26 protein-coding genes are annotated in these 20,415 nt (G+C 41.6%); 5 read left to right on the forward strand and 21 right to left on the reverse strand.

Translation table 11 applies throughout. From position 1 onward, the window contains the following. Positions 1 to 2: 2 nt before the first annotated feature. From rplR to ACUR5C_RS13645, 19 genes are all read right to left on the reverse strand, one after another. Positions 3 to 356 carry a 50S ribosomal protein L18 gene (rplR, locus tag ACUR5C_RS13555; protein WP_454465711.1) on the reverse strand — a complete coding sequence of 118 codons (354 nt, stop codon included), beginning with the start codon at positions 354 to 356 and terminating at the stop codon, positions 3 to 5. A 9-nt stretch (positions 357 to 365) separates the two neighbouring features. Next, positions 366 to 899 (reverse strand): 50S ribosomal protein L6, encoded by a 534-nt coding sequence (gene rplF / locus ACUR5C_RS13560; protein WP_454465712.1) that lies wholly within the window; start codon positions 897 to 899, stop codon positions 366 to 368. A 13-nt stretch (positions 900 to 912) separates the two neighbouring features. Further along, positions 913 to 1,308: a 30S ribosomal protein S8 gene (gene rpsH / locus ACUR5C_RS13565; protein ID WP_454465713.1), complete on the reverse strand. Its 396-nt coding sequence runs from the start codon at positions 1,306 to 1,308 to the stop codon at positions 913 to 915. Positions 1,309 to 1,325: 17 nt separating this feature from the next. Beyond that, positions 1,326 to 1,631, reverse strand: a complete 306-nt coding sequence (gene rpsN, locus ACUR5C_RS13570; RefSeq protein ID WP_454465714.1) for a 30S ribosomal protein S14 — start codon at positions 1,629 to 1,631, stop codon at positions 1,326 to 1,328. A 10-nt stretch (positions 1,632 to 1,641) separates the two neighbouring features. After that, complete coding sequence (rplE, locus tag ACUR5C_RS13575; RefSeq protein WP_454465715.1) at positions 1,642 to 2,181, reverse strand: 50S ribosomal protein L5; 540 nt, start codon at positions 2,179 to 2,181, stop codon at positions 1,642 to 1,644. Between the two features lie 23 nt (positions 2,182 to 2,204). After that, a complete protein-coding gene (rplX, locus tag ACUR5C_RS13580) occupies positions 2,205 to 2,522 on the reverse strand; it encodes a 50S ribosomal protein L24 (protein ID WP_454465716.1) in 318 nt (105 codons plus the stop codon). Positions 2,523 to 2,533: 11 nt separating this feature from the next. Further along, positions 2,534 to 2,902, reverse strand: coding sequence for a 50S ribosomal protein L14 (rplN, locus tag ACUR5C_RS13585; protein WP_142893553.1), 369 nt, complete (start codon positions 2,900 to 2,902; stop codon positions 2,534 to 2,536). A 130-nt stretch (positions 2,903 to 3,032) separates the two neighbouring features. Further along, positions 3,033 to 3,293 carry a 30S ribosomal protein S17 gene (gene rpsQ, locus ACUR5C_RS13590; protein WP_454465717.1) on the reverse strand — a complete coding sequence of 87 codons (261 nt, stop codon included), beginning with the start codon at positions 3,291 to 3,293 and terminating at the stop codon, positions 3,033 to 3,035. Next, on the reverse strand, positions 3,293 to 3,502 hold the full coding sequence (gene rpmC / locus ACUR5C_RS13595; protein ID WP_454465718.1) for a 50S ribosomal protein L29: 210 nt from the start codon (positions 3,500 to 3,502) through the stop codon (positions 3,293 to 3,295). The genes rpsQ and rpmC overlap by 1 nt, the downstream gene beginning before the upstream one ends. Next, complete coding sequence (gene rplP / locus ACUR5C_RS13600) at positions 3,502 to 3,909, reverse strand: 50S ribosomal protein L16 (RefSeq protein WP_454465719.1); 408 nt, start codon at positions 3,907 to 3,909, stop codon at positions 3,502 to 3,504. The genes rpmC and rplP overlap by 1 nt, the downstream gene beginning before the upstream one ends. Before the next feature lie 11 nt (positions 3,910 to 3,920). After that, positions 3,921 to 4,613, reverse strand: a complete 693-nt coding sequence (rpsC, locus tag ACUR5C_RS13605; RefSeq protein WP_454465720.1) for a 30S ribosomal protein S3 — start codon at positions 4,611 to 4,613, stop codon at positions 3,921 to 3,923. Between the two features lie 11 nt (positions 4,614 to 4,624). Beyond that, positions 4,625 to 4,957 carry a 50S ribosomal protein L22 gene (gene rplV / locus ACUR5C_RS13610; RefSeq protein WP_142942230.1) on the reverse strand — a complete coding sequence of 111 codons (333 nt, stop codon included), beginning with the start codon at positions 4,955 to 4,957 and terminating at the stop codon, positions 4,625 to 4,627. Between the two features lie 9 nt (positions 4,958 to 4,966). Continuing rightward, positions 4,967 to 5,242 (reverse strand): 30S ribosomal protein S19, encoded by a 276-nt coding sequence (gene rpsS, locus ACUR5C_RS13615; RefSeq protein WP_444997073.1) that lies wholly within the window; start codon positions 5,240 to 5,242, stop codon positions 4,967 to 4,969. Between the two features lie 11 nt (positions 5,243 to 5,253). Next, on the reverse strand, positions 5,254 to 6,081 hold the full coding sequence (gene rplB, locus ACUR5C_RS13620; RefSeq protein ID WP_454465721.1) for a 50S ribosomal protein L2: 828 nt from the start codon (positions 6,079 to 6,081) through the stop codon (positions 5,254 to 5,256). 16 nt (positions 6,082 to 6,097) lie between these two features. Next, positions 6,098 to 6,391: a 50S ribosomal protein L23 gene (rplW, locus tag ACUR5C_RS13625; protein WP_454465722.1), complete on the reverse strand. Its 294-nt coding sequence runs from the start codon at positions 6,389 to 6,391 to the stop codon at positions 6,098 to 6,100. Next, on the reverse strand, positions 6,388 to 7,005 hold the full coding sequence (gene rplD, locus ACUR5C_RS13630) for a 50S ribosomal protein L4 (protein ID WP_454465723.1): 618 nt from the start codon (positions 7,003 to 7,005) through the stop codon (positions 6,388 to 6,390). The genes rplW and rplD overlap by 4 nt, the downstream gene beginning before the upstream one ends. A gap of 13 nt (positions 7,006 to 7,018) precedes the next feature. After that, positions 7,019 to 7,651 carry a 50S ribosomal protein L3 gene (rplC, locus tag ACUR5C_RS13635; RefSeq protein WP_454465724.1) on the reverse strand — a complete coding sequence of 211 codons (633 nt, stop codon included), beginning with the start codon at positions 7,649 to 7,651 and terminating at the stop codon, positions 7,019 to 7,021. A gap of 104 nt (positions 7,652 to 7,755) precedes the next feature. Beyond that, complete coding sequence (gene rpsJ, locus ACUR5C_RS13640) at positions 7,756 to 8,067, reverse strand: 30S ribosomal protein S10 (RefSeq protein WP_454465725.1); 312 nt, start codon at positions 8,065 to 8,067, stop codon at positions 7,756 to 7,758. Positions 8,068 to 8,464: 397 nt separating this feature from the next. Beyond that, on the reverse strand, positions 8,465 to 9,646 hold the full coding sequence (locus tag ACUR5C_RS13645; protein WP_454465726.1) for a tetratricopeptide repeat protein: 1,182 nt from the start codon (positions 9,644 to 9,646) through the stop codon (positions 8,465 to 8,467). 190 nt (positions 9,647 to 9,836) lie between these two features. Between ACUR5C_RS13645 and ACUR5C_RS13650 the strand changes: the two genes are divergently transcribed. After that, positions 9,837 to 10,358 (forward strand): hypothetical protein, encoded by a 522-nt coding sequence (locus ACUR5C_RS13650; RefSeq protein ID WP_454465727.1) that lies wholly within the window; start codon positions 9,837 to 9,839, stop codon positions 10,356 to 10,358. Positions 10,359 to 10,450: 92 nt separating this feature from the next. Here the strand turns inward: ACUR5C_RS13650 and ACUR5C_RS13655 are convergent, their stop codons facing one another. After that, the gene (locus tag ACUR5C_RS13655; RefSeq protein ID WP_454465728.1) at positions 10,451 to 10,972 is read right to left on the reverse strand and encodes a GNAT family N-acetyltransferase; all 522 of its coding nucleotides are present in this window, start codon (positions 10,970 to 10,972) and stop codon (positions 10,451 to 10,453) included. Positions 10,973 to 11,260: 288 nt separating this feature from the next. Between ACUR5C_RS13655 and rapA the strand changes: the two genes are divergently transcribed. From rapA to ACUR5C_RS13670, 3 genes are all read left to right on the forward strand, one after another. Continuing rightward, complete coding sequence (gene rapA / locus ACUR5C_RS13660) at positions 11,261 to 14,125, forward strand: RNA polymerase-associated protein RapA (protein WP_454465729.1); 2,865 nt, start codon at positions 11,261 to 11,263, stop codon at positions 14,123 to 14,125. A gap of 121 nt (positions 14,126 to 14,246) precedes the next feature. Next, a complete protein-coding gene (locus ACUR5C_RS13665; protein ID WP_454465730.1) occupies positions 14,247 to 15,563 on the forward strand; it encodes a cyclic di-GMP phosphodiesterase in 1,317 nt (438 codons plus the stop codon). A gap of 88 nt (positions 15,564 to 15,651) precedes the next feature. Then, the gene (locus ACUR5C_RS13670; protein ID WP_454465731.1) at positions 15,652 to 16,692 is read left to right on the forward strand and encodes a cysteine synthase A; all 1,041 of its coding nucleotides are present in this window, start codon (positions 15,652 to 15,654) and stop codon (positions 16,690 to 16,692) included. A 9-nt stretch (positions 16,693 to 16,701) separates the two neighbouring features. Here the strand turns inward: ACUR5C_RS13670 and ACUR5C_RS13675 are convergent, their stop codons facing one another. Continuing rightward, positions 16,702 to 18,549, reverse strand: a complete 1,848-nt coding sequence (locus tag ACUR5C_RS13675) for a TonB-dependent receptor (RefSeq protein ID WP_454465732.1) — start codon at positions 18,547 to 18,549, stop codon at positions 16,702 to 16,704. Between the two features lie 461 nt (positions 18,550 to 19,010). Here ACUR5C_RS13675 and ACUR5C_RS13680 point away from each other — a divergent pair, with 461 nt between their 5' ends. Then, positions 19,011 to 20,114, forward strand: coding sequence for a phosphoribosylaminoimidazolesuccinocarboxamide synthase (locus ACUR5C_RS13680; RefSeq protein ID WP_454465733.1), 1,104 nt, complete (start codon positions 19,011 to 19,013; stop codon positions 20,112 to 20,114). Positions 20,115 to 20,415: the final 301 nt, after the last annotated feature.

The following is a 20,415-nucleotide window of genomic DNA, read 5'->3' on the forward strand; positions in this document are numbered from 1 at the left end:
CCTTAAAACTGGAGACCATTTTCGCGTGCAGCATCTGCTAATGCTTTCACACGACCATGGTATTTAAACCCAGAGCGATCGAATGCAACATTCGATACGCCAGCCTCAGTTGCTCTTTGAGCGACTAATGCGCCAACTGCCTTAGCAGTGTCAACATTACCAGTCGCTTTTCCGGCTGCTTTCATGTCTTTTTCAACACTTGAAGCAGATGCCAGAACTTTTCCGCCATCGGCAGAAATAACCTGAGCATAAATATGGCGAGGTGTACGATTAACGACTAAACGATTGGCACCTAGCTCTTTCATTTTCATTCGACTTTTAGTCGAACGACGAATTCTAGCTTGTTTCTTATTCATGACGCTGCCCTACTTTTTCTTAGCTTCTTTACGACGGATAACTTCGTCCGCGTATTTCACACCTTTACCTTTATAAGGCTCTGGTGGACGATAAGCTCTGATGTTAGCTGCAACCTGACCGACAGTTTGCTTGTCGATCCCCTTGACCACGATTTCAGTGTTAGAAGGAGTCTCTACAGTGATTCCTTCTGGTAATTCGTAATTTACTGGATGCGAAAAACCAAGGGTTAGGTCTAATACTTTACCTTGCGCTTTAGCACGGTAACCAACACCAACCAATAACAGCTTTTTTTCAAAACCTTGTGATACGCCAATAACCATGTTGTTTGCAATAGAACGCATGGTTCCAGACAATGCATTTGAACCTGCAACGCCTTCACGCGCTTTAAATACAAGCTGGTTATCTTCAACGTTAATATCTACCGCAGGATGAATATCTTGTGTCAATTCACCTTTGGAGCCTTTAACCGCCAAAGTTTGGCCTTTAAGGTCTACAGTTACACCTGATGGGATAACTATTGGATTCTTTGCTACTCTAGACATTTTCAGCTCTCCCTTAAGATACGATGCAGAGAACTTCGCCGCCGTGACCAGATTTACGTGCAGCGCGATCTGTCATAACACCTTTAGAGGTAGACACGATAGCAACACCTAAACCGTCTAGTACACGAGGTAGCTCAGTAGACTTTTTATAAATACGTAATCCAGGACGACTCACGCGCTTGATATGATCAATAACGGGACGACCTTGATGGTATTTTAATTCGATAGATAATTCTGTTTTTCCACCATCTTCAGTCTTGTTGTGACTGCTGATGTAACCTTCTTGTTTTAGCACTTCGGCAATTGAAATTTTCAATTTTGAAGAAGGCATGGAAACAACTTTCTTGCCTGCTGATTGTCCATTACGGATTCGAGTCAGCATATCAGCAATAGGATCTTGCATGCTCATTATGATTCTCCCAACAATTACCAGCTAGCTTTAACTAGGCCAGGAACATTACCTTTCATCGCTTGCTCACGTAATTTAATACGGCTAAGGCCGAATTTACGTAAATAAGCGTGCGGACGACCAGTGACGCGACAACGGTTACGCTGTCTAGTAGGGCTTGCATCACGCGGCAATTTTTGAAATGCCACCTGTGCTTCCCAACGTTCTTCGTCGCTTTTGTTGAGGTCAGCAATAATTGCCTTTAGCTCAGCACGCTTTGCAGCATACTTGGCAACCATACGAGCACGTTTTGCTTCTCGTTGTACCATAGATACTTTAGCCATGACTTACCCCTTAGCTCTTAATCGGGAAGTTGAACGCATTTAATAATTCACGTCCTTCTTCATCGGTTGTCGCAGTCGTAGTGATTGTGATATCTAAACCACGGATCTTATCAACTTTATCGTAATCAATTTCTGGGAATATGATTTGTTCTTTCACACCCATTGAATAATTACCACGTCCGTCAAAAGACTTAGGGTTTAAACCACGGAAATCACGAATACGTGGAATTGCAATAGCGACTAAACGCTCAAGGAATTCCCACATACGCTCGCCGCGTAAAGTGACTTTAGCGCCAATAGGGTAGTCATCACGGATTTTAAAACCAGCAATAGATTTGCGAGCTTTTGTGATAACAGGCTTTTGGCCCGAGATTGCTGCCAGGTCATTACAAGCGTTCTCTAGAACTTTTTTATCCCCAACCGCTTCACCCAGACCCATATTAAGAGTGATCTTGGTAAGTTTAGGGACTTGCATGACTGACTTGTAGCCAAACTTCTCAGTTAAAGCATTGACTACATTTTCTTTATAGTGGTCTTGCAGTTTCGCCATTTTTAACACCAATTAAAAAAAAATTAATCGATCAATTCGTTATTCGATTTATAAAATCGAACACGTTTGCCGTCTTCTTCAACTCGAACACCAACTTTGTCGGCCTTTCCAGTTTTAGAATTGAAAATAGCAACATTGGAGATATCCATAGGCGCTTCTTTTTCTACGATGCCACCTTGAATACCCGCTTGTGGATTAGGGCGAACATGTTTTTTCATCATATTCAGTCCTTCCACTACAACTCGGTTTTTTTCAGTAATAATTTTACTGATCTTACCGCGTTGTCCATTGCTCTTACCTGTAAGAACGATAACTTCATCGCCAGTTTTTAGCTTTTGCATGTCAGCTTCTCCTACAGTACTTCTGGGGCCAAAGATACAATTTTCATAAACTTGTCACCGCGAAGCTCGCGAGTTACAGGTCCAAAAATACGTGTACCAATAGGCTGTAAGTTTGTGTTCAAAAGAACCGCTGCGTTACCGTCAAAACGGATCAAAGACCCATCTGGGCGACGAACGCCTTTTCTAGTTCTTACGACGACAGCGTTAAGTACGTCACCTTTCTTCGCTTTACCACGAGGAATAGCTTCTTTAACACTGACTTTTATCACATCACCGATCCTTGCGTAGCGGCGGTGTGAGCCTCCAAGAACCTTAATACATTGAACTCGACGTGCTCCGCTATTGTCAGCAACATCAAGCGTAGTTTGCATCTGGATCATTGGTTTTCTCCAATCATTCCCGCTCTATTTTTAAGACACATACAGACACGTGCCGCGAAAAAGGAGCGGGAGTATACCATTATTCAATTGATTCAGCTAATTAAAACTTAAGTAAATCTACAAAAGTTTATTATTTAGCTTTTTCAACTACCTCAACTAACTGCCATGACTTAGTTTTTGAAAGCGGTCGGCTCTCAACAACAGTGACAGTATCGCCTATTTTGCACTCATTAGTTTCGTCGTGAGCATGTACCTTGGTAGAACGTTTGATGAACTTACCGTAGATAGGATGCTTAACTTGACGCTCAACTTTGACAGTAATGGACTTGTCCATTTTGTCGCTGATGACTTTACCTGTCAGAGTACGCTTTGTTTCTTTCTGCTCACTCATTAGTTTTGCTCTCCGGTAGAAGAACTCGCCTTCTGATTTAATACAGTTTTTACGCGTGCAATGTTGCGGCGTACATTCTTGAGAGTGTGAGATTGCTCAGACTGACCAGTTGCTCTTTGCATACGTAAATTAAATTGCTCTTTACGTAGCTCGATTAACTCGCTCTGTAGCTCTTCTACACTTTTGTCTTTCAACTCTGAAGCATTCATTACAGTACCGTCCGCTTAACAAAAGTTGTTTTAAAAGGAAGTTTAGCGGCAGCTAATGCAAATGCTGCACGGGCTAAATCTTCAGCTACACCTTCAACTTCGAACAACATACGTCCTGGTTGAATTTGCGCCACCCAGTATTCCACACTACCTTTACCTTTACCCATACGTACTTCTAAAGGCTTTTTAGTAATAGGCTTGTCAGGAAATACTCTTATATAGACTTTACCTTGTCGACGCATATGACGAGTCATTGCACGTCGAGCCGCTTCGATTTGACGAGCAGTTAATCGGCCACGAGCCGCTGCTTTCAAACCATACTCACCAAAGCTTACGCTATGATGAACAACGCCACGGTTACGACCCGTGTGTTGTTTACGAAACTTCGTTCTTTTTGGTTGTAACATGGTCTATTCCCCTACTTTTTCTTAGCTCGGGTAGGCTTCTTTTTTGGCTTTTCTTCAACCACAGCTTGTGGCTGGTCACCAAATACCTCACCTTTAAAAATCCAGACCTTAACACCAATAATTCCGTAAGTAGTGCTAGCTTCTGCCGTTGCGTAATCGATATCCGCGCGTAAAGTATGTAGAGGCACACGACCTTCACGATACCATTCAGCACGAGCGATATCCGCTCCGCCTAAACGACCACCTACTTGAACCTTGATACCTTCAGCACCAACTCGCATGGTGTTTTGAACAGCGCGCTTCATTGCACGACGGAACATAACACGACGCTCTAATTGCTGTGCAATTCCATCAGCAACCAGTTGTGCATCTAATTCAGGCTTACGAACTTGCTCAATATTGATTTGAGTTTGTACGCCTGTCATTTGAGTTACTTTCTTACGTAACTTCTCAATGTCTTCGCCTTTTTTACCAATCACAATACCTGGACGTGCAGTGTGAATAGTAACGCGTAACGCCTTAGTCGGACGCTCGATATCAATGCGAGAAACAGATGCGCGAGATAGTTCTTTCATTAACCATTCACGAATTTTAATGTCGCTTGATAAGAAATCCGCATAATCACCGCGCTCTGCATACCAAATAGAGCTATGCTTTTTTACGATGCCAAGACGGATACCATTTGGATGTACTTTTTGACCCATGGATCTATCTCCTAGTTATCCGAAACTTTAACGGTGATATGACAAGAACGCTTAAAGATGCGATCCGCTCGACCCTTTGCACGTGTTTTAATACGCTTTAAAGTAGGGCCTTCATCTACAAAAATTGTAGATACTTTTAATTCGTCGATATCTGCGCCATCGTTATGCTCAGCATTAGCGATTGCAGAATCTAGAACTTTTTTAATCATGTCGGCAGCTTTTTTATTGCTAAATTTCAGCACATTTAAAGCTTTCTCTACCGGCATACCGCGAACCTGATCTGCAACTAAACGCGCTTTTTGCGGAGAGATACGGGCGTGACGTAAAACAGCTTGAGTTTCCATCATTATCTCCTATCGTTTAGCTTTCTTGTCAGCAACATGACCTTTGTAAGTACGAGTTGGAGCAAATTCTCCTAACTTGTGACCTACCATGTCTTCGTTTACGAGGACAGGTACATGTTGACGACCATTATGAACAGCAATCGTTAAACCGACCATCTCAGGATAGACAGTTGAACGACGCGACCAGGTTTTAATCGGCTTTCTGTTGTTTGAGGCTACAGCATCTTCAACCTTCTTCAATAAATGAAGGTCAATAAATGGGCCTTTTTTAAGTGAACGTGGCACGATTGATTCCTCTATTTACGATTACGGCGACGGACAATTAGTTTGTCAGTGCGCTTGTTACTACGAGTCTTCTTGCCCTTAGTTGGTACACCCCATGGAGTTACTGGGTGTCTACCACCTGAGGTACGTCCCTCACCACCACCATGTGGATGGTCGACTGGGTTCATAGCAACGCCTCGAACAGTAGGTCGTACACCACGCCATCTTGTTGCACCCGCTTTACCGAGTGAACGTAGCATATGTTCAGCGTTACCAACTTCCCCAATAGTTGCGCGACATTCAGACAATACTTTACGCATTTCACCACTACGTAAACGTAGCGTAACGTAAGCACCATCACGTGCAACTAATTGGACGTAAGCACCAGCACTACGTGCGATTTGAGCGCCTTTACCAGGCTTCAATTCAACACAGTGTACCGTTGTACCTACTGGAATATTTCTCATTGGTAAAGTGTTTCCAACTTTAATAGCTGCATCTTCACCAGATTGAATTTGATCGCCAGCTTGTAAAGACTTAGGCGCGATGATATATCGGCGCTCGCCGTCTGCGTACAAGACTAAGGCAATGTTTGCACTTCGATTTGGATCGTATTCTAAACGCTCAACGGTAGCAGGAATGCTATCTTTGTTACGTTTAAAGTCGACTATACGATAATGCTGCTTGTGACCACCACCAATGTGACGAACTGTAATTCGACCATTGTTGTTACGACCACCGCTTTTCGATTTTTTATCCAACAAAGGCGCATGTGGAGCACCTTTATGCAGGTCTGGATTTACCACTTTGACTACAAAGCGACGACCTGGCGATGTTGGTTTAGCTTTCATTAGAGCCATCTTATTACCCCTTCGCTTACTCGGCGCCTACAAAGTCGATGTCCTGACCTTCTTGTAGAGACACGTAGGCTTTTTTCCAATTAGAACGACGACCTGATACAGCACCAGTACGTTTCGTCTTACCCTTCATTACAGTAGTTCTTACATTTTCAACTTTTACTTCAAATAAAAGCTCTACTGCTTTTTTGATTTCTAACTTAGTTGCGTTGATCGCCACTTTAAAAACAAACTCACCGCGCTCTGCAGCAACACTTGCTTTTTCAGATACATGTGGAGCCAACAAGATGCTCATGATTCTTTCTTGGTTCATCCCCACATCTCCTCAAATTTCTTAACCGCGTCAACAGTCATAATGACTTTGTCAAAAGCTATTAAGCTAACTGGGTCACTCGCGTGAACGTCGCGGACATCAACTTTATGTAAGTTGCGAGCTGCTAAGTAAAGGTTTTCATCAATGTTGTTTGAAACAATCAAAGCTTCTGATGTACCAAACTCTGCAAGTTTAGCCAACAAACCTTTAGTTTTAGGCGTTTCAACAGAGAAAGACTCAACAACGATTAAACGCTCTTGACGAATAAGCTCTGATAAAATGCACTGCATAGCACCACGGTACATTTTGCGGTTAACTTTTTGCGAGTGGTCTTGAGGACGCGCCGCAAATGTTACCCCACCAGTACGCCAGATTGGGCTTCTAATAGTACCAGCACGTGCACGGCCAGTTCCTTTTTGACGCCAAGGTTTTGCACCGCCACCACTCACATCACTGCGAGTTTTTTGTGAACGTGTACCAGCTCTAGAGCCAGCCATATATGCAACAACTACCTGGTGTACTAATGCTTCGTTAAATTCACGACCAAAGGTCACTTCAGAAACTTGCAAAGCTGACGCTTTTGCGTCGCCAGTTACTGCTAAATTAATTTCCATTCTCTAATCTCCCCTAAACCTTAACTGCTGGACGGACGATTACGTCGCCACCAGTAGCCCCAGGTACGGCGCCTTTAATTAGAAGAATATTGCGCTCAGCGTCTACACGAACGACTGATAAGTTCTGTGTAGTAACGCGCTCAGCACCCATGTGACCAGACATTTTTTTGCCTTTGAAAACTTTACCTGGCGATTGGTTTTGACCAATCGAACCCGGCGCTCTGTGAGATACAGAGTTACCGTGGGTAGCATCTTGCATATGGAAATTCCAACGCTTAATTGCGCCAGCAAAACCTTTACCTTTAGATGTACCAGTGACATCAACGATTTGACCTTCTTCGAAGATATCAACCTTGATTTCACCACCAGCTTCAAAACCTTCTAATGAATCTGTCGTAAACTCCCAGAGTCCTCGACCAGCTTCAACAGCGGCTTTTTTGAAATGACCAGCTGCAGGTGCGTTAACTCGATTTGCTTTACGCTCACCAGCAGTAACCTGAACAGCTTGGTATCCATCGTTTTCTTGAGTTTTAACCTGAGTGATCCGATTCGGTGACACTTCAATCACGGTAACAGGTGTAGAAACACCGTTTTCGTCGAACACTCGGGTCATGCCGCATTTGCGACCAACGATTCCGATTGCCATTATTAAAACCCTCTAAATACGTTACTTAACAAAGTTATGTAACAAACCTTTGTTGCTTTCGAGTTAACCTCAAAAACTAACCTAAAATTGAACTTCAAAAAACCTTAAGAAAGGCTAATTTGAACGTCTACACCTGCAGCCAAATCCAGTTTCATTAATGCGTCAACTGTCTTTTCTGTCGGCTCTTCAATATCAACCATTCGCTTGTGAGTTCTAATTTCATATTGATCTCGCGCATCTTTATTGACATGCGGAGAGACCAAAACCGTATAACGCTCTTTGCGTGTCGGTAATGGAATTGGACCACGAACTTGTGCACCGGTGCGCTTAGCAGTATTTACGATCTCAGCAGTTGATAAATCTATCAACTTGTGATCAAACGACTTTAAGCGTATTCGGATTCGCTGCTTAGCCATGCAAAGAATCTCCAAAGTTAAAAATTAAACATATAAAATCCGCCCCTCCTGCCATTTCGCTGGAGTGCGGTATAAATTCTTTTCGACCAAAATCTGGCCGGTTGTCATATCAATAAAATAGAAACTATTGATATATGCTACCGAGTAATTAATTACCTAATAACAAGTACCCGTTTGGTCTTATCCAAATTGGGAGCGCGATTATAAAGAAAAGCGTCTTAGATTACAACTTTAATACTGATTAAATTTCAATCACCAGGCAACGGGCTCATGTGGCGAAACTAAGTCTTTGAAATTACAAGGGTTTAAATGTGCGAGGAAACGAATAAAAGGCTGCCCTACAACGCCTTATAAAAAACCTTTAGGTGGGCAGCTCACCAAGCTAGAGCTAACAAAGCTAATTATCATAGCTTTGCAAAGCAAATAACTTAGCTTCAACTAAAGCTTTACGCTTTTTACCTAAGGCCTTTTCTTTGGCCTGCTTAAAAGCGCGCTCAGCCTTGGTCATATTGCCAAGCTGAAAATGAACTTTCGCCAAGCCTAAATAGCCTTCGTCTAAATAAGGTGCAATTTCAATGGCTTTTTTAAAGTGCACTGCTGCAAGTTTTAAGTTTTGCTTCGCCAAAGCTTCATTACCCAAATCAATCCTTTCAAACGGATTTTTAATGTCTAGCGATAGAAGCCGCTTTTCAATATCATTAGCTTCCGCTATCCGGCCCTGCTTTTTTAAAAACACTAAGTAATTGCTTAGTAGCTCCGCATCTTTGCTATTTTGCTCAGTACCAAACTGATATAGATTATCTGCAATATTAGAATAGCCGAGGTTTTCATAAATCAATGCCAACATATTAATAGCATGAGAGTGGTTTTTGGCATAGATTAACGACTCATTTAATAACCAAAATGCCTTGGTGTAGTTTTCAGTCACCATTGCTTCAGCTGCCAAATTACGATAAAACATCGAAATAAATTCGCTTTCTGAAACTGTCTTTTTTACGGTCGCGCCATCAGTTGGAAAATAGTCAATTTTAATTACCGCCCTAAAAAACGACATAACACCGTCTTGATTACTGGTTTTATCTTCAAATAACAGGCTTCTCACATGCTGGGAGTTAAAAATGATGCTCCCTTTCTTTTGGAAAACCGGTGGGGTACGCATTAATTGATAACCAACAGGAACGCCAGCCAACTTAGCATAAGCCGTGGTGAGTACCGCTAATGACATGCAGTTTCCAGCGTTATTTTGTGCGGCTAACTTAGCGGTATAAGTCTCGCTATAGTAATTAAATCCTTTAATACGTTGTTGTAGGTAATTAGAAACTAATTTGTTACGAGGAACATTCTTATTTTGAGGGCTCTTTAGGTATTTATAAAATGCGGTAATTTGCGGTTCAGATAATTGGAAGATGTCATCTGCCGTCAATTCAACTTGGCGCTCACCAAATTCCGTTAAAAAAACGATTGGCGCCGTTTTTTCCTGGGTCAAAGGGGTGCTGACTTTAGGAGTACTGCTACAAGAAAATAGCACAGCTATGCTTAATCCAGCTAAACAACTTTTAAGCACTAATAAAGCTCTCATCAAACTCTCCTATAAACTCATTTGCTATCTTTAAGTTTAGTTGTAGACTGTTATAAATCAACACTAGTGAGTTGAAAAGGCTTGATTAAGGGATAAAATTGAAGCATTAGTGTAAATTCGTCTATAAACAAAACTTTATCTCTACTCTAAGTTATTGAACATAGGTAGGCAAGTAGATTTAGGCAAAGCAATGAATTCTTCTGAGTTTGATCATTACAACCTTATTATTAGCGGCAATATAGTCCGCGGGTTTGAGCTAACCCAGGTAAAACAAGCAGCTCAAGCGCTATTTGGTAGTGGCGAAGCCAATATAGATGCCATGCTAAACGGGCACAAGCAATACTTAAAACGCGACATTCCGCACGCCAAAGCTTATGCATACCAAGAAAAGCTTCTAAATATTGGAATAGAAGCGAGTATCGAGCGAATAAAGCAAGTTGAGCCCGAGAAAAACTTCCAACTGGTTCCCGAAGGTGAAGAAAAAACCTCTTATGCAGAACTGCAACAAAAATTTGCCAGCGGCGAGCTAATCGAGTGCCCCGAATGCCAGTTTATTAGCCGGCAAACTCAATTTTGCGGCGGCTGCGGAGCCCAATTGAGCGAAGACGATCCCAACCAGCAACCAGCACCAAGAAAAAGCCGCTTTTTAGTGTGGCTGACTATTAGCTTAATCCTAGTGGTAATCACTTGCCTGGCTTACTACTACCGCTAACAACTAAACCACAAGGCCTAGCCAGCAATACCAACGAATCATTTTAAATCAACTAACCATTTGTTACCCTGCTTTTGCTTGACGCTAACCAATTAAAGTTTACGCACATACAGTTTTACCAAATCATCGACTCCAGGCAATACCCGCTGTTCAAGGTAATTAAATTTTAATTTAGCTAAAACTCGCTGCGACGCTAAATTATCAAGACTCGTGATTGCCATTAGTTTTGTTAAATGCAGATTTTCTCGCACATGGGTTATCACTAATTGAGCAGCTTCTGTGGTAATGCCTTGACCAGTGTATTGCGTTATTAATGCAAATCCAAGATCAGGGTAGGCTAGACCGTTACGCTTAATAAGTCCGCAAACACCAACTGGCAAATCAGAACCAACCGCTGTCACTTTATATAGTCCAAAGCCATGCTCATAGTAACTTTGAATAGGACCGTTTTGCAGATAGTTGTGAGCATCCTGAATGCTTAAGACGCCTTTATCGCCAATATATTGAAGCCATTCTGGCTGATTAACCAAGGTATAAATAAACTGAGCATAGGCAAGGTTTAACTTGCTAATTTTTAGTCGCTTTGAACAGGCAACCTTTTCATGTTGCATCATAAATAATCCATAAATTGATTAATCGCTACAAAAATTACCTTGCTCGTTTGCTAGGCATATTAACCTGGCTCAATATTTTCGCTAGTTTTATGCTTTTTGGGTGAGTTTAGACTTATTTAACACCAAACGAGGTGCTATAATCCGCGCCTTTCAAAATTCACCACTACTTTATTATTTGTCTGCAAATATCAAAGATTAGCAAGGCTTCAGTTTAGCTAAAAGCAAGTTAATTAATACGGGTTTGCCAATAAATATAAAGTATACCAACTCAGAATATCTACCAAATTTATGACCACAGAATTTGCAATTGGCCAGCGCTGGCTTAGCGAGAACGAAACTGAACTAGGCTTAGGCATAATCCAAGAAGTCGATTACCGGCTCGTTAGCGTGTATTTTCCGGCGACCGAAGAAGTAAGAACTTACGCTAAAAACAACGCGCCATTAACGCGTATGACATTTCAACCTGGCGAACCAATAGAAACCGTTAACGGTGATATTTTGCTGGTTGAAAAGATAGAACCCTTAAACGATATTCTTGTCTATATGGTAAAGACTTCCGCGCAAGACCAACAGTTAACACCATTGCCAGAAACTCAAATAAGCCATCACTTACAACTTAATAAGGCTTCCGATCGTTTGTTTTCTGGCCAAATTGACTCATTACGATGGTTTGAACTGCGCCATGCCGCAATGCAAGCCAAAGCAGAGCAGCAGCGCTGCCAAGTCAATGGCCTACAAGGTCCTAGAGTGGATTTAATCGGACACCAACTACATATCGCTTCACAAGTAGGTAATCGCCACGCACCACGCGTATTATTAGCCGACGAGGTTGGATTAGGGAAGACTATTGAAGCTGGTATGATCATTCACCAACAGCTGTTTAATCACCGCGCTAATCGAGTATTAATTGTTGTGCCTCAACCATTAGTTAATCAATGGTTTATAGAGATGGTAAGACGCTTTAATTTACACTTTAGTATTTTCGATCAAGAGCGCGTTGACTCTTTAACCAGCGTTGACGACCTAGCAATTGATGAAGCCATTGATTTAAGCCAAATAGAAATGGAAAACCCATTTCTTTCTGAACAACTTATTTTGTGTAGTACAGAGTTTTTAGCACAAACGCCGATTGAGCCATTAGTTAACGGCGAGTGGGACCTTATGGTAGTTGATGAAGCTCATCACCTAGAATGGCAGCCAGAAAAACCGAGTAATTTATACCAACGAGTTGAACAAATTGCCCAAAATACGGCAGGGTTATTATTGCTTTCTGCAACCCCAGAACAGCTCGGCCAAGAAAGTCACTTTGCTCGTTTAAGACTACTCGATCCTGATCGCTTTCATAGTTTAGAAGCGTTTAAGCAAGAGCAAGCAGACTTTCTTCCCATAGCCAATTTGGTAACGGCTTTGATAGATGAGCCGGTTTGGAGTGCTGAGTTAAAAGCCCAAGCCGCCACCTATATTGACGATATTGAAATTGTCGAGTCGAATCAACAAGCTATTCTCAAAGAGCTACTTGATCGAAACGGTACTGGCAGAGTGCTTTATCGCAACACACGTAAAAACATTAAAGGCTTCCCAAAGCGCATAGTTACCGCCCATCCACTTAACAACTGCGATCAGTATTTTAGTGATATAGGTGAAAGCGAACAAGAAACGGTAGAATTTTTATTACACCCTGAAACGCAATACACTGACGACTCTTGGACTCAATTTGACCCTAGAGTGAGTTGGTTAAAAGAATTCTTTAAGGCGCATCATGGAAAAAAAATTCTGATTATTTGCGCACATAAAGAAACGGCCATCGCACTGGATATCCACTGCCGTTTTAAACTCGGCTTAAGCTGTTGCACCTTCCACGAAGACATGGACATAATTAGTCGTGACCGCGCAGCTGCGCACTTTGCTGATATGGAAGACGGCGCTCAAGCAATGTTTTGTTCAGAAATTGGCAGCGAAGGCAGAAACTTTCAGTTTAGTCATCATTTAATTTTAATGGACTTACCAATTAACCCCGATTTATTAGAGCAGCGTATTGGAAGACTCGACCGAATTGGTCAAAAACACGATATTCAAATTCATGTTCCTTACATGCAACAAAGCGCCCAAGAGATTATGTTTAAATGGTACCACTTAGGTATGAATGCGTTTGAAAAAACCAATGCTGCTGGTGCTGCTATATTCAAGCAAACGAAAGCGAAATTGTTTGCTACTTTACTAGCCGGAAATGATGCCAACTTACAAACTCAATTAATTGATCAAACTCAGGCTGCCGCCACACAAATTAACCACTTATTAGAGTCAGGTAGAGACAAATTGCTTGAGTTGTCTAGTTTTAACCAAGCAAATGCTGAGCAATTAATCGAAGCGGTTGCCCAAAGAGATGCGTTAGCGCCAAGAACATTTATGGAAAACTGTTGGGACCGGTTTGGAGTGCAGTTTGAAGATCATTCACTTAAAAGCTATGTCGTTTCTCCCGGTGATCATATGTACGTAGCAGCATTCCCTAGCCTTCCAGAAGATGGCATGACCATTACATACGACCGTCAAACAGCCCTGGCTCGCGACGACATTCACTTTCTATCTTGGGAACATCCCATGGTCAATGGTGCCATTGACTTAGTGCTTGGTGAAGACAAAGGTAACGCTAGCGTTTGTATTTTGAAAAACAAAGCCATTAAAGCAGGCACATTACTGATGGAAGTGCTGTATCACGTTGAAAGTATTGCGCCAGCTTATTTACAAGCGCAAAGATTTTTACCTTTCACTGCAATTCGAGTGCTTAGCGATGTCAAGGGTAATGATTTAGCGAGTAAAGTAAGTCACAAAAATCTTAGTAAACAATGTCATAAAATTCCCAAAACCACTTCGCGAGAAGTCATTAAAAGTGAAGAGAAAACGTTACGCAACATGCTCCAATCAGCGGATAAAAAAGCCGCGCAACAAGCAGAGCAGCTGTTAGCTAATGTAGTTAGCGAAATGCAAAATAAACAGCAGCAGGAGCTCAACCGGCTACATTCACTCAGCAAGAAAAACCCTAATATTCGTCAAGCAGAATTCGAGTTTATCGAAAACCAAACCAAGCTCTTGACTAAATACTTGTCGGAGTCTCAGCTTCAACTTGACTCAATAAGGGTAATAGTCGCCGTATAATTTGCTCTTTACACGAAAATATTGTCTATACTTTAGTTATTCGCTCAATTAGGCGGCTGCAGAGTCGCCTAATTGTTACTTGCCCAACTAAAATATATAGCAGCTTTCGGATAAACACTAAATGTCAGTTGAATTAGATGAAGTAAAAATTAGTGTTGATGAACTCGAATTAGGCATGTTTGTTTCGCGCCTTGACCGCCCATGGGAAGAAACCAGTTTTTTGCTACAAGGCTTTCTTATCCAAACTCCAGAAGACTTAGAAGCGCTTATAGAACAGTGTGAATTCGTGTTTATTGAAACTAAACAAAGTTTGCACTTTAACCGAATTCCCGCCCATGAAAGACGCCAAACGAAACAAGGCCTTTCAGGCAGAAAAGTTAAGCACCGCGCCAGTGCCAAGTCGCCCGAGAATGCTAAATCAAAAGCCTATAAGTTACCCGCTGAAGATAAAAAAATTCACTACATTAATAAAATCCCTGTAGAAAAAGAGTTTACCGTCGCCAAACAAAGCTTTAAGAGCGCGCGCCAATCTGCAAAAAACATTATGGATGGGCTGCGTATTGGTAGAGCACTCGATATGAACGAGTGCCGAGAAACAGTTAACAGTGTTGTCAGCAGTATTTTGCGTAATAGTAATGCACTTATGTGGTTAAGCCATATTAAAAACAAAGACGACTACACCGCAGAGCACTCTTTAAATGTATGCATTTTATCCGTCGCCTTTGCGCGGCATTTAGGTTTATCTGAGCACGACATTGAAAAAGTAGGCCTTTGCGGCCTTTTGCACGATGTAGGCAAAGCGAAAATTCCATTAGAAATTTTGAACAAACCCGGACGCTTTACCGACGAAGAGTTCGACATAATGCGACAACATACTACTTTTGGAAAAGAGCTGCTGATGTCAGTCAAAGATGTGGAACATGCCGCCATAGATGTGGCGCTAAGCCATCACGAGCGTATTGACTCTAGTGGCTACCCTCGGGGGTTAGTCGAACAACAAATTCCATTATTTGCCAAAATAATCTCTATTACCGACACCTACGATGCTATTACTAGCAGCCGCTGTTACGATAAAGGCCGCTCTTCAATGGTCGCCTTAGATATAATTTATAAGAACAAAGGTACTCAGTTTGACGAAAATCTCGCCATTGAGTTTATTAAATGTATTGGTATTTACCCGCCTGGCTGTATCGTTGAAATGACTAATGGAGAAGTAGGTATTATTATTGCGTCTAATAAAGACAGTAAATTAAAACCCAGAATGATTTTAGTTCTCAATGCCGACAAAACCAAACGACGCGAAAAGGTCATTGATTTACGCGATAGCCCTTGTGACGATGATGAGACACCCTACAAAATATTATGTGAGCACCCAAACGGCACCTTTGGCGTTAATTTAAAAGCTTATCTTGATCGTGGTCTGGTCATTGAAAGGTAAGTCAGGCTGGCAATTTTACTTAAACCCTAATGTAAGTCGCGCTATACTACTTGGCTAAACTCTGACTAACTAACCTGAATCATTATTTATGACTGTTTGCTCTGACTTAACCAAGCTTATAGGCAACACTCCGCTGTTAAAAATTCCCTCATTGTCAGCGCTTAGCAAAACTTCAATAATGCTTAAGTGCGAGTTTCAAAACCCTGGCGGCTCGATAAAAGATAGAGCCGCGTTACAAATGGTTTTAGATGCCATAGACAAAGGTGACCTTAAGCCGGGAATGACTATAGTAGAAGGAACTGCTGGCAATACAGGTATAGGACTGGCTATTGTAGCCAAAGCACTTGGCTTTAATATGCTAACCGTAATGCCCAAAGGGCAAGCACAAGAAAAAGAACGATTAGTTAGCCTTTATGGATCTCAATTAAAGCTTGTTGATCCCTGCCCATTTGCAAACCCGGCGCACTTCTACCACACGGCTAAACGCATTGCCCAAGAAAACGAAAACTATTGGTGGGCAAATCAATTTGAGAATTTAAGTAATATGCGCGCCCACTATTTACATACAGGTCCCGAAATTTGGCAGCAAACACAACAACAAGTTGACGCGGTTGTTTCTGTTTGTGGAACAGGCGGAACAATTGCAGGCGTCACCCAATACTTAAAAGAAAAGAGTTCGGCCATTCAATCTTGGCTCGTCGATCCTGACGGCTCTGGCATTTATGCCTATTTAAAGTCTGGTGAATATCGCGCAAGCGGTAGTTCATTCACCGAAGGTATTGGTATCATGCGCTCTGTTGCAAATTTTAGACAAGCAAAAATCGATAAAGCAATCAATTTACCGGATCAAGATTTAGTGACTATTTCTCGTCACGTTAGAGATAAAGACGGAATTTTGCTAGGCAGCAGTTCTGCGCTTAACGTTGCCGCCGCGCTCTTTGTAGCGGCACAAGGAGAAAGTAAAAATATTGTCACCTTTGCATGTGATGCTGGCGAACGTTCATCTTCTAAACTGTACAATGCAGAATTTCTTGCACAAAAAAACATTTCGCAAGAGCTAGAACCTATAACTGAGTTGTTCAATCGCTATAAAAATACCCCGCCAGAACAAATAGTCGAGGTAAAATAGCCCAGAGCATCATTGACGGTATTTTATTTTTAACCCAATGCTACGCTGCTCGGCCATAGTTGATAAATCATCTAAACTGGCAAAGTAGCGCTCATTTAACAGGTTGTTAATTGAAACACGCCATTGCCATTGCGGATTAACATAGTAAGTTAAACTAGTCGAAAGAATATTAGCGCTCTCGCGCGCTAGCTCTCCGTCACCGAAACCGTTAGTTGCTAATCGTCGAGTAAAGCTCGTTTTAATATCAACCGCACCGCTAGAAAAATTAAGCTTCAAACTATGCTGCTGAGCTGGTATATCGGTTAATCGTTGCTCTGCTTGATTTTTACCCCATATTTTCTGGCCGCTCAGCTGTAATTTAAACTGCTCACTCAACCAGAGTTTCGCTTGGTATTGCCAACCATTTATTTTGCCAACCGCGCTATTTACATAGGTTTTCGTGTCTGAATTTACACTGACCCTTTCAATAAGATTGTCCACCTTAGTTTGAAAAGCAGTTAGCTCAATATCAACTTGCTGAATTTGGTATTGCACCCCAAAATCAATAGAACGCGACTTCTCAGGTTTTAAGTTGGGGTTACCTAGCACATTTCCTCTAGCAGTAATTCCGCTATATAAACGCTCTGACAAACTCGCAAAACGAAACCCCGTTGAATAGCCCAACGAAAAGCCAAAGTTTGCTATGTTTCTCTCGATTCCCATAAAATAGGTCGTAAATTTATCCGCTAACCGGTCGCTTAAATCACTTTTTTGAACTTGGTAATTTGCTCTAACCCCAGACATCCAGTTTACCCAAGCAAGCTCAGTATTTAACGTGATAAATGTCGCCAACTCTGTATCACTAGCGCCACTAAGAGAGTTAGTCGATGTCTCGGTTAAACTTGGTAAGTCAAGCTCAGTTTCTGTTGCCTCAACCTTTTGGCGAGAAAACAAATCCACACCATATTGGCCTTCAAAGCTAGAATAACTCCAACGGTTATCCAGCGAAAAGCCCAAGTCAGTTGACTGATTTTTACTGGTATTAATCCGCTCTTGTACTCGAGTATCTTGTGTAATCAGCGACTGATCATGCAGATAACCTTGTGCACGCCAATCCGTCGATTGGTCTAAATCAAATTTAACAATCAGATGCTCTTCGTCTGGATACTTAATCTCTCTTAGTGCTGAATAGCGTAAGTTATCTTTACCAATATCGTCGGCTTTGGCATACAAAGCACGCCAGCTAAAATTATAATCTTGTAATTTAATTTGGCTGTTTAATAACACATTCAACTGAGTGAATTGATTGTTTTTAATGTCTTCTTGAGGTGTTTTAGCTTTATTTTTATTTCTATAAGCAACGCCAAAACTAGTATCGCCAAAACCACTACCTGCGGCCAAAGCAAACTCACCACCCGCACTACTAAGACTGCTATCAACCCAATGGTTATATTCTGACTTAGTGGTTAAATGGACGCTACCGCCGATCGCACCACTACCATAATAAGTAGACGCTGCCCCTTGGGTTACTTCTGCAAACTGAATTAAATTAGGGTCAATAAACGATGCCGCTACGCCAGCTCTGCGCTCAGAAGTAATTCGAACACCATCAACAAATAGCAGCACCCGTTGACGCGCTATGCCTCGAATGTTGACGGTTTGAAATAAACCCGGTTGACCATTGAGTGTAACCCCAGGCAGTGTTTGTAATAAATCTGTAACTGAGGTTATCGTGTCAATGGTATCGCTGTCTGACACTAGTTGGCTATTTAATAGTTTGTTTTCTTGATGCCGGTTGGCAACCACCGTGACTACCTGGCTGCTCTCAAAAGCATTGTCACTTAATGAGCTTGCTACGCTAGGCACAGCGCTTTGCATAGCCTCCGCCAAAACATGACTTGGCGCCAGATTACAGCATAAAGTTACAACCACTAGCAGTGCTTTACCGGCCAATCTAAATAAAACGGTATTTAAGAGGTAAAACGCAGATTGCAAAACAATTCCATAGACTTGATAGCGACATTGCAACTTATTCTACCGACAAACTCAACATAAAAAAATGCGAATCACTCATATTCAACTTTGTGGCAGAAAATTTTGTAAGGCTAACTAGGCACTTTAGCCCCACTTTACTCAAAAGATGAAAAAAGTGGCGACTAAAATTTGTTCTGGTATAATCCCTTTTCTAGAAAATCCCTCGCTATTAACCTTACAAATAACGTTAAAAAGCGCTTTAGGTGAGCTTTATTTGCGAAGTTTGCAGGCTTCTCACTCACATTCTTGATTTTTTAGATAAACCTTTAATTCTTAACTCTGAGTATATAAGAGGACAATTTGATATGAGTCTTGCTAACAAAGTATTGGCGGTAAACAACGATCTTCCAATTCGTTCAGACCAGCCAGTCCACAGTGGTAAAGTTCGTTCAGTCTACTGGTTAACTGCTGAAGACAGCGCTCGTTTAATCCAAGAAAAAGGCTATAACGTAGCCGCAGATGCACCATTAGCAATAATGGTTATAAGCGACAGAATCTCTGCATTCGACTGCATTTGGCGTGGCGAAGGTGGCATGAATGGTGTACCAGGAAAAGGCGCGGCATTAAATGCAATTTCTAACCATTGGTTCAAATTATTCCGCGAAAATGGTTTAGCAGACAGCCATATACTCGATATTCCTCATCCGTTTGTTTGGATAGTTCAAAAAGCCAAGCCAGTCATGATTGAAGCCATTGCGCGTCAATACATCACTGGATCTATGTGGCGTGCTTACGCCAAGGGCGAGCGAGAGTTTTGCGGTATTCAAATTAGCGAAGGCTTAACTAAAGACCAAAAACTACCAGAGCTATTAATTACCCCTTCTACCAAAGGCATTTTACACGATATTCCCGGCGTTCCAGCGCAAGACGATGTCAATATTACGCGTCAAAACATTGAAGACAACTATGCCGCGTTTAACTTTAAGTCTAAACAAGATATCGACTTGTATGAAAAGCTTTTAAAAGAAGGCTTCGACATGATTAGTGATGAGCTTGCCAAACTTGACCAGATTTTTGTTGATACCAAGTTTGAGTTTGGCTATGTTCGCGACAAAAGTGGTCAAGAAAAACTAATCTACATGGACGAAGTTGGCACACCTGACTCTTCTAGAATTTGGGATGGCCCTTCGCAACGTGAAGGAAAAATTGTTGAAAAATCAAAAGAAGCTTTTCGCCAATTGTTGTTAAACCACTTCCCTGATCCAGATATTTTACTCAATAAAGATCGTATGCAGGAAAGGCTTGCGTTAGCAAAAGACAACGAATTACCCGAGTCGGTGCTAATGGAGGTTTCTAAGACTTATACTGATATTGCAGAAAAAATCACTGGCTCGGCAATTACTATTTCCGATAATCCAAAAGCCGAAATTATCCAAATATTAAAACAAGATTACCAGTTAATCGACTAAAGCACACAGTTCGACTGAAGGCGCTTTTAAAGCGCCTTTTTTATGCGCTTTTATACAAATAAATTACCCGCGTATATGCTAAAAGCGCTGCCGAAAAAGCGCATGAATCGTCTTTTATTTTTTGCGTGCATCAAACTAGTCCAAAGTGAAAATGTCGGCAAGCTAATGCCTTTTCCAAGATTACTGCCAACCCTTTCGGCGCGCTTACAAGCATAATTGATTCATGCACTAGATAGACGCTTGCTAAATACAGTCAGGCAAAAGACTAGCAGAATGTTATTTAAGAATAGTAACTTTCAAA

The organism is Aliikangiella aequoris, from assembly GCF_053709105.1.

Excerpts from the sequence above, each read along its gene's own strand:
- ACUR5C_RS13670 (WP_454465731.1), top strand. The coding sequence starts at position 15,652 with ATGACTGTTTGCTCTGACTTAACCAAGCTTATAGGCAACACTCCGCTG.
- rplW (WP_454465722.1), bottom strand. The coding sequence starts at position 6,391 with ATGAACCAAGAAAGAATCATGAGCATCTTGTTGGCTCCACATGTATCT.
- rpsC (WP_454465720.1), bottom strand. The coding sequence starts at position 4,613 with ATGGGTCAAAAAGTACATCCAAATGGTATCCGTCTTGGCATCGTAAAA.
- ACUR5C_RS13645 (WP_454465726.1), bottom strand. The coding sequence starts at position 9,646 with ATGAGAGCTTTATTAGTGCTTAAAAGTTGTTTAGCTGGATTAAGCATA.
- rapA (WP_454465729.1), top strand. The coding sequence starts at position 11,261 with ATGACCACAGAATTTGCAATTGGCCAGCGCTGGCTTAGCGAGAACGAA.
- rplE (WP_454465715.1), bottom strand. The coding sequence starts at position 2,181 with ATGGCGAAACTGCAAGACCACTATAAAGAAAATGTAGTCAATGCTTTA.
- rpsQ (WP_454465717.1), bottom strand. The coding sequence starts at position 3,293 with ATGAGTGAGCAGAAAGAAACAAAGCGTACTCTGACAGGTAAAGTCATC.
- rplR (WP_454465711.1), bottom strand. The coding sequence starts at position 356 with ATGAATAAGAAACAAGCTAGAATTCGTCGTTCGACTAAAAGTCGAATG.
- rpsN (WP_454465714.1), bottom strand. The coding sequence starts at position 1,631 with ATGGCTAAAGTATCTATGGTACAACGAGAAGCAAAACGTGCTCGTATG.
- rplD (WP_454465723.1), bottom strand. The coding sequence starts at position 7,005 with ATGGAAATTAATTTAGCAGTAACTGGCGACGCAAAAGCGTCAGCTTTG.
- rpsJ (WP_454465725.1), bottom strand. The coding sequence starts at position 8,067 with ATGGCTAAGCAGCGAATCCGAATACGCTTAAAGTCGTTTGATCACAAG.
- ACUR5C_RS13655 (WP_454465728.1), bottom strand. The coding sequence starts at position 10,972 with ATGATGCAACATGAAAAGGTTGCCTGTTCAAAGCGACTAAAAATTAGC.
- rpsH (WP_454465713.1), bottom strand. The coding sequence starts at position 1,308 with ATGAGCATGCAAGATCCTATTGCTGATATGCTGACTCGAATCCGTAAT.
- rplV (WP_142942230.1), bottom strand. The coding sequence starts at position 4,957 with ATGGAAACTCAAGCTGTTTTACGTCACGCCCGTATCTCTCCGCAAAAA.
- rpmC (WP_454465718.1), bottom strand. The coding sequence starts at position 3,502 with ATGAATGCTTCAGAGTTGAAAGACAAAAGTGTAGAAGAGCTACAGAGC.
- rplP (WP_454465719.1), bottom strand. The coding sequence starts at position 3,909 with ATGTTACAACCAAAAAGAACGAAGTTTCGTAAACAACACACGGGTCGT.
- ACUR5C_RS13665 (WP_454465730.1), top strand. The coding sequence starts at position 14,247 with ATGTCAGTTGAATTAGATGAAGTAAAAATTAGTGTTGATGAACTCGAA.
- rplB (WP_454465721.1), bottom strand. The coding sequence starts at position 6,081 with ATGGCTCTAATGAAAGCTAAACCAACATCGCCAGGTCGTCGCTTTGTA.
- rplF (WP_454465712.1), bottom strand. The coding sequence starts at position 899 with ATGTCTAGAGTAGCAAAGAATCCAATAGTTATCCCATCAGGTGTAACT.
- ACUR5C_RS13680 (WP_454465733.1), top strand. The coding sequence starts at position 19,011 with ATGAGTCTTGCTAACAAAGTATTGGCGGTAAACAACGATCTTCCAATT.
- ACUR5C_RS13675 (WP_454465732.1), bottom strand. The coding sequence starts at position 18,549 with ATGCAAAGCGCTGTGCCTAGCGTAGCAAGCTCATTAAGTGACAATGCT.
- rplX (WP_454465716.1), bottom strand. The coding sequence starts at position 2,522 with ATGCAAAAGCTAAAAACTGGCGATGAAGTTATCGTTCTTACAGGTAAG.
- rplN (WP_142893553.1), bottom strand. The coding sequence starts at position 2,902 with ATGATCCAGATGCAAACTACGCTTGATGTTGCTGACAATAGCGGAGCA.
- rplC (WP_454465724.1), bottom strand. The coding sequence starts at position 7,651 with ATGGCAATCGGAATCGTTGGTCGCAAATGCGGCATGACCCGAGTGTTC.
- ACUR5C_RS13650 (WP_454465727.1), top strand. The coding sequence starts at position 9,837 with ATGAATTCTTCTGAGTTTGATCATTACAACCTTATTATTAGCGGCAAT.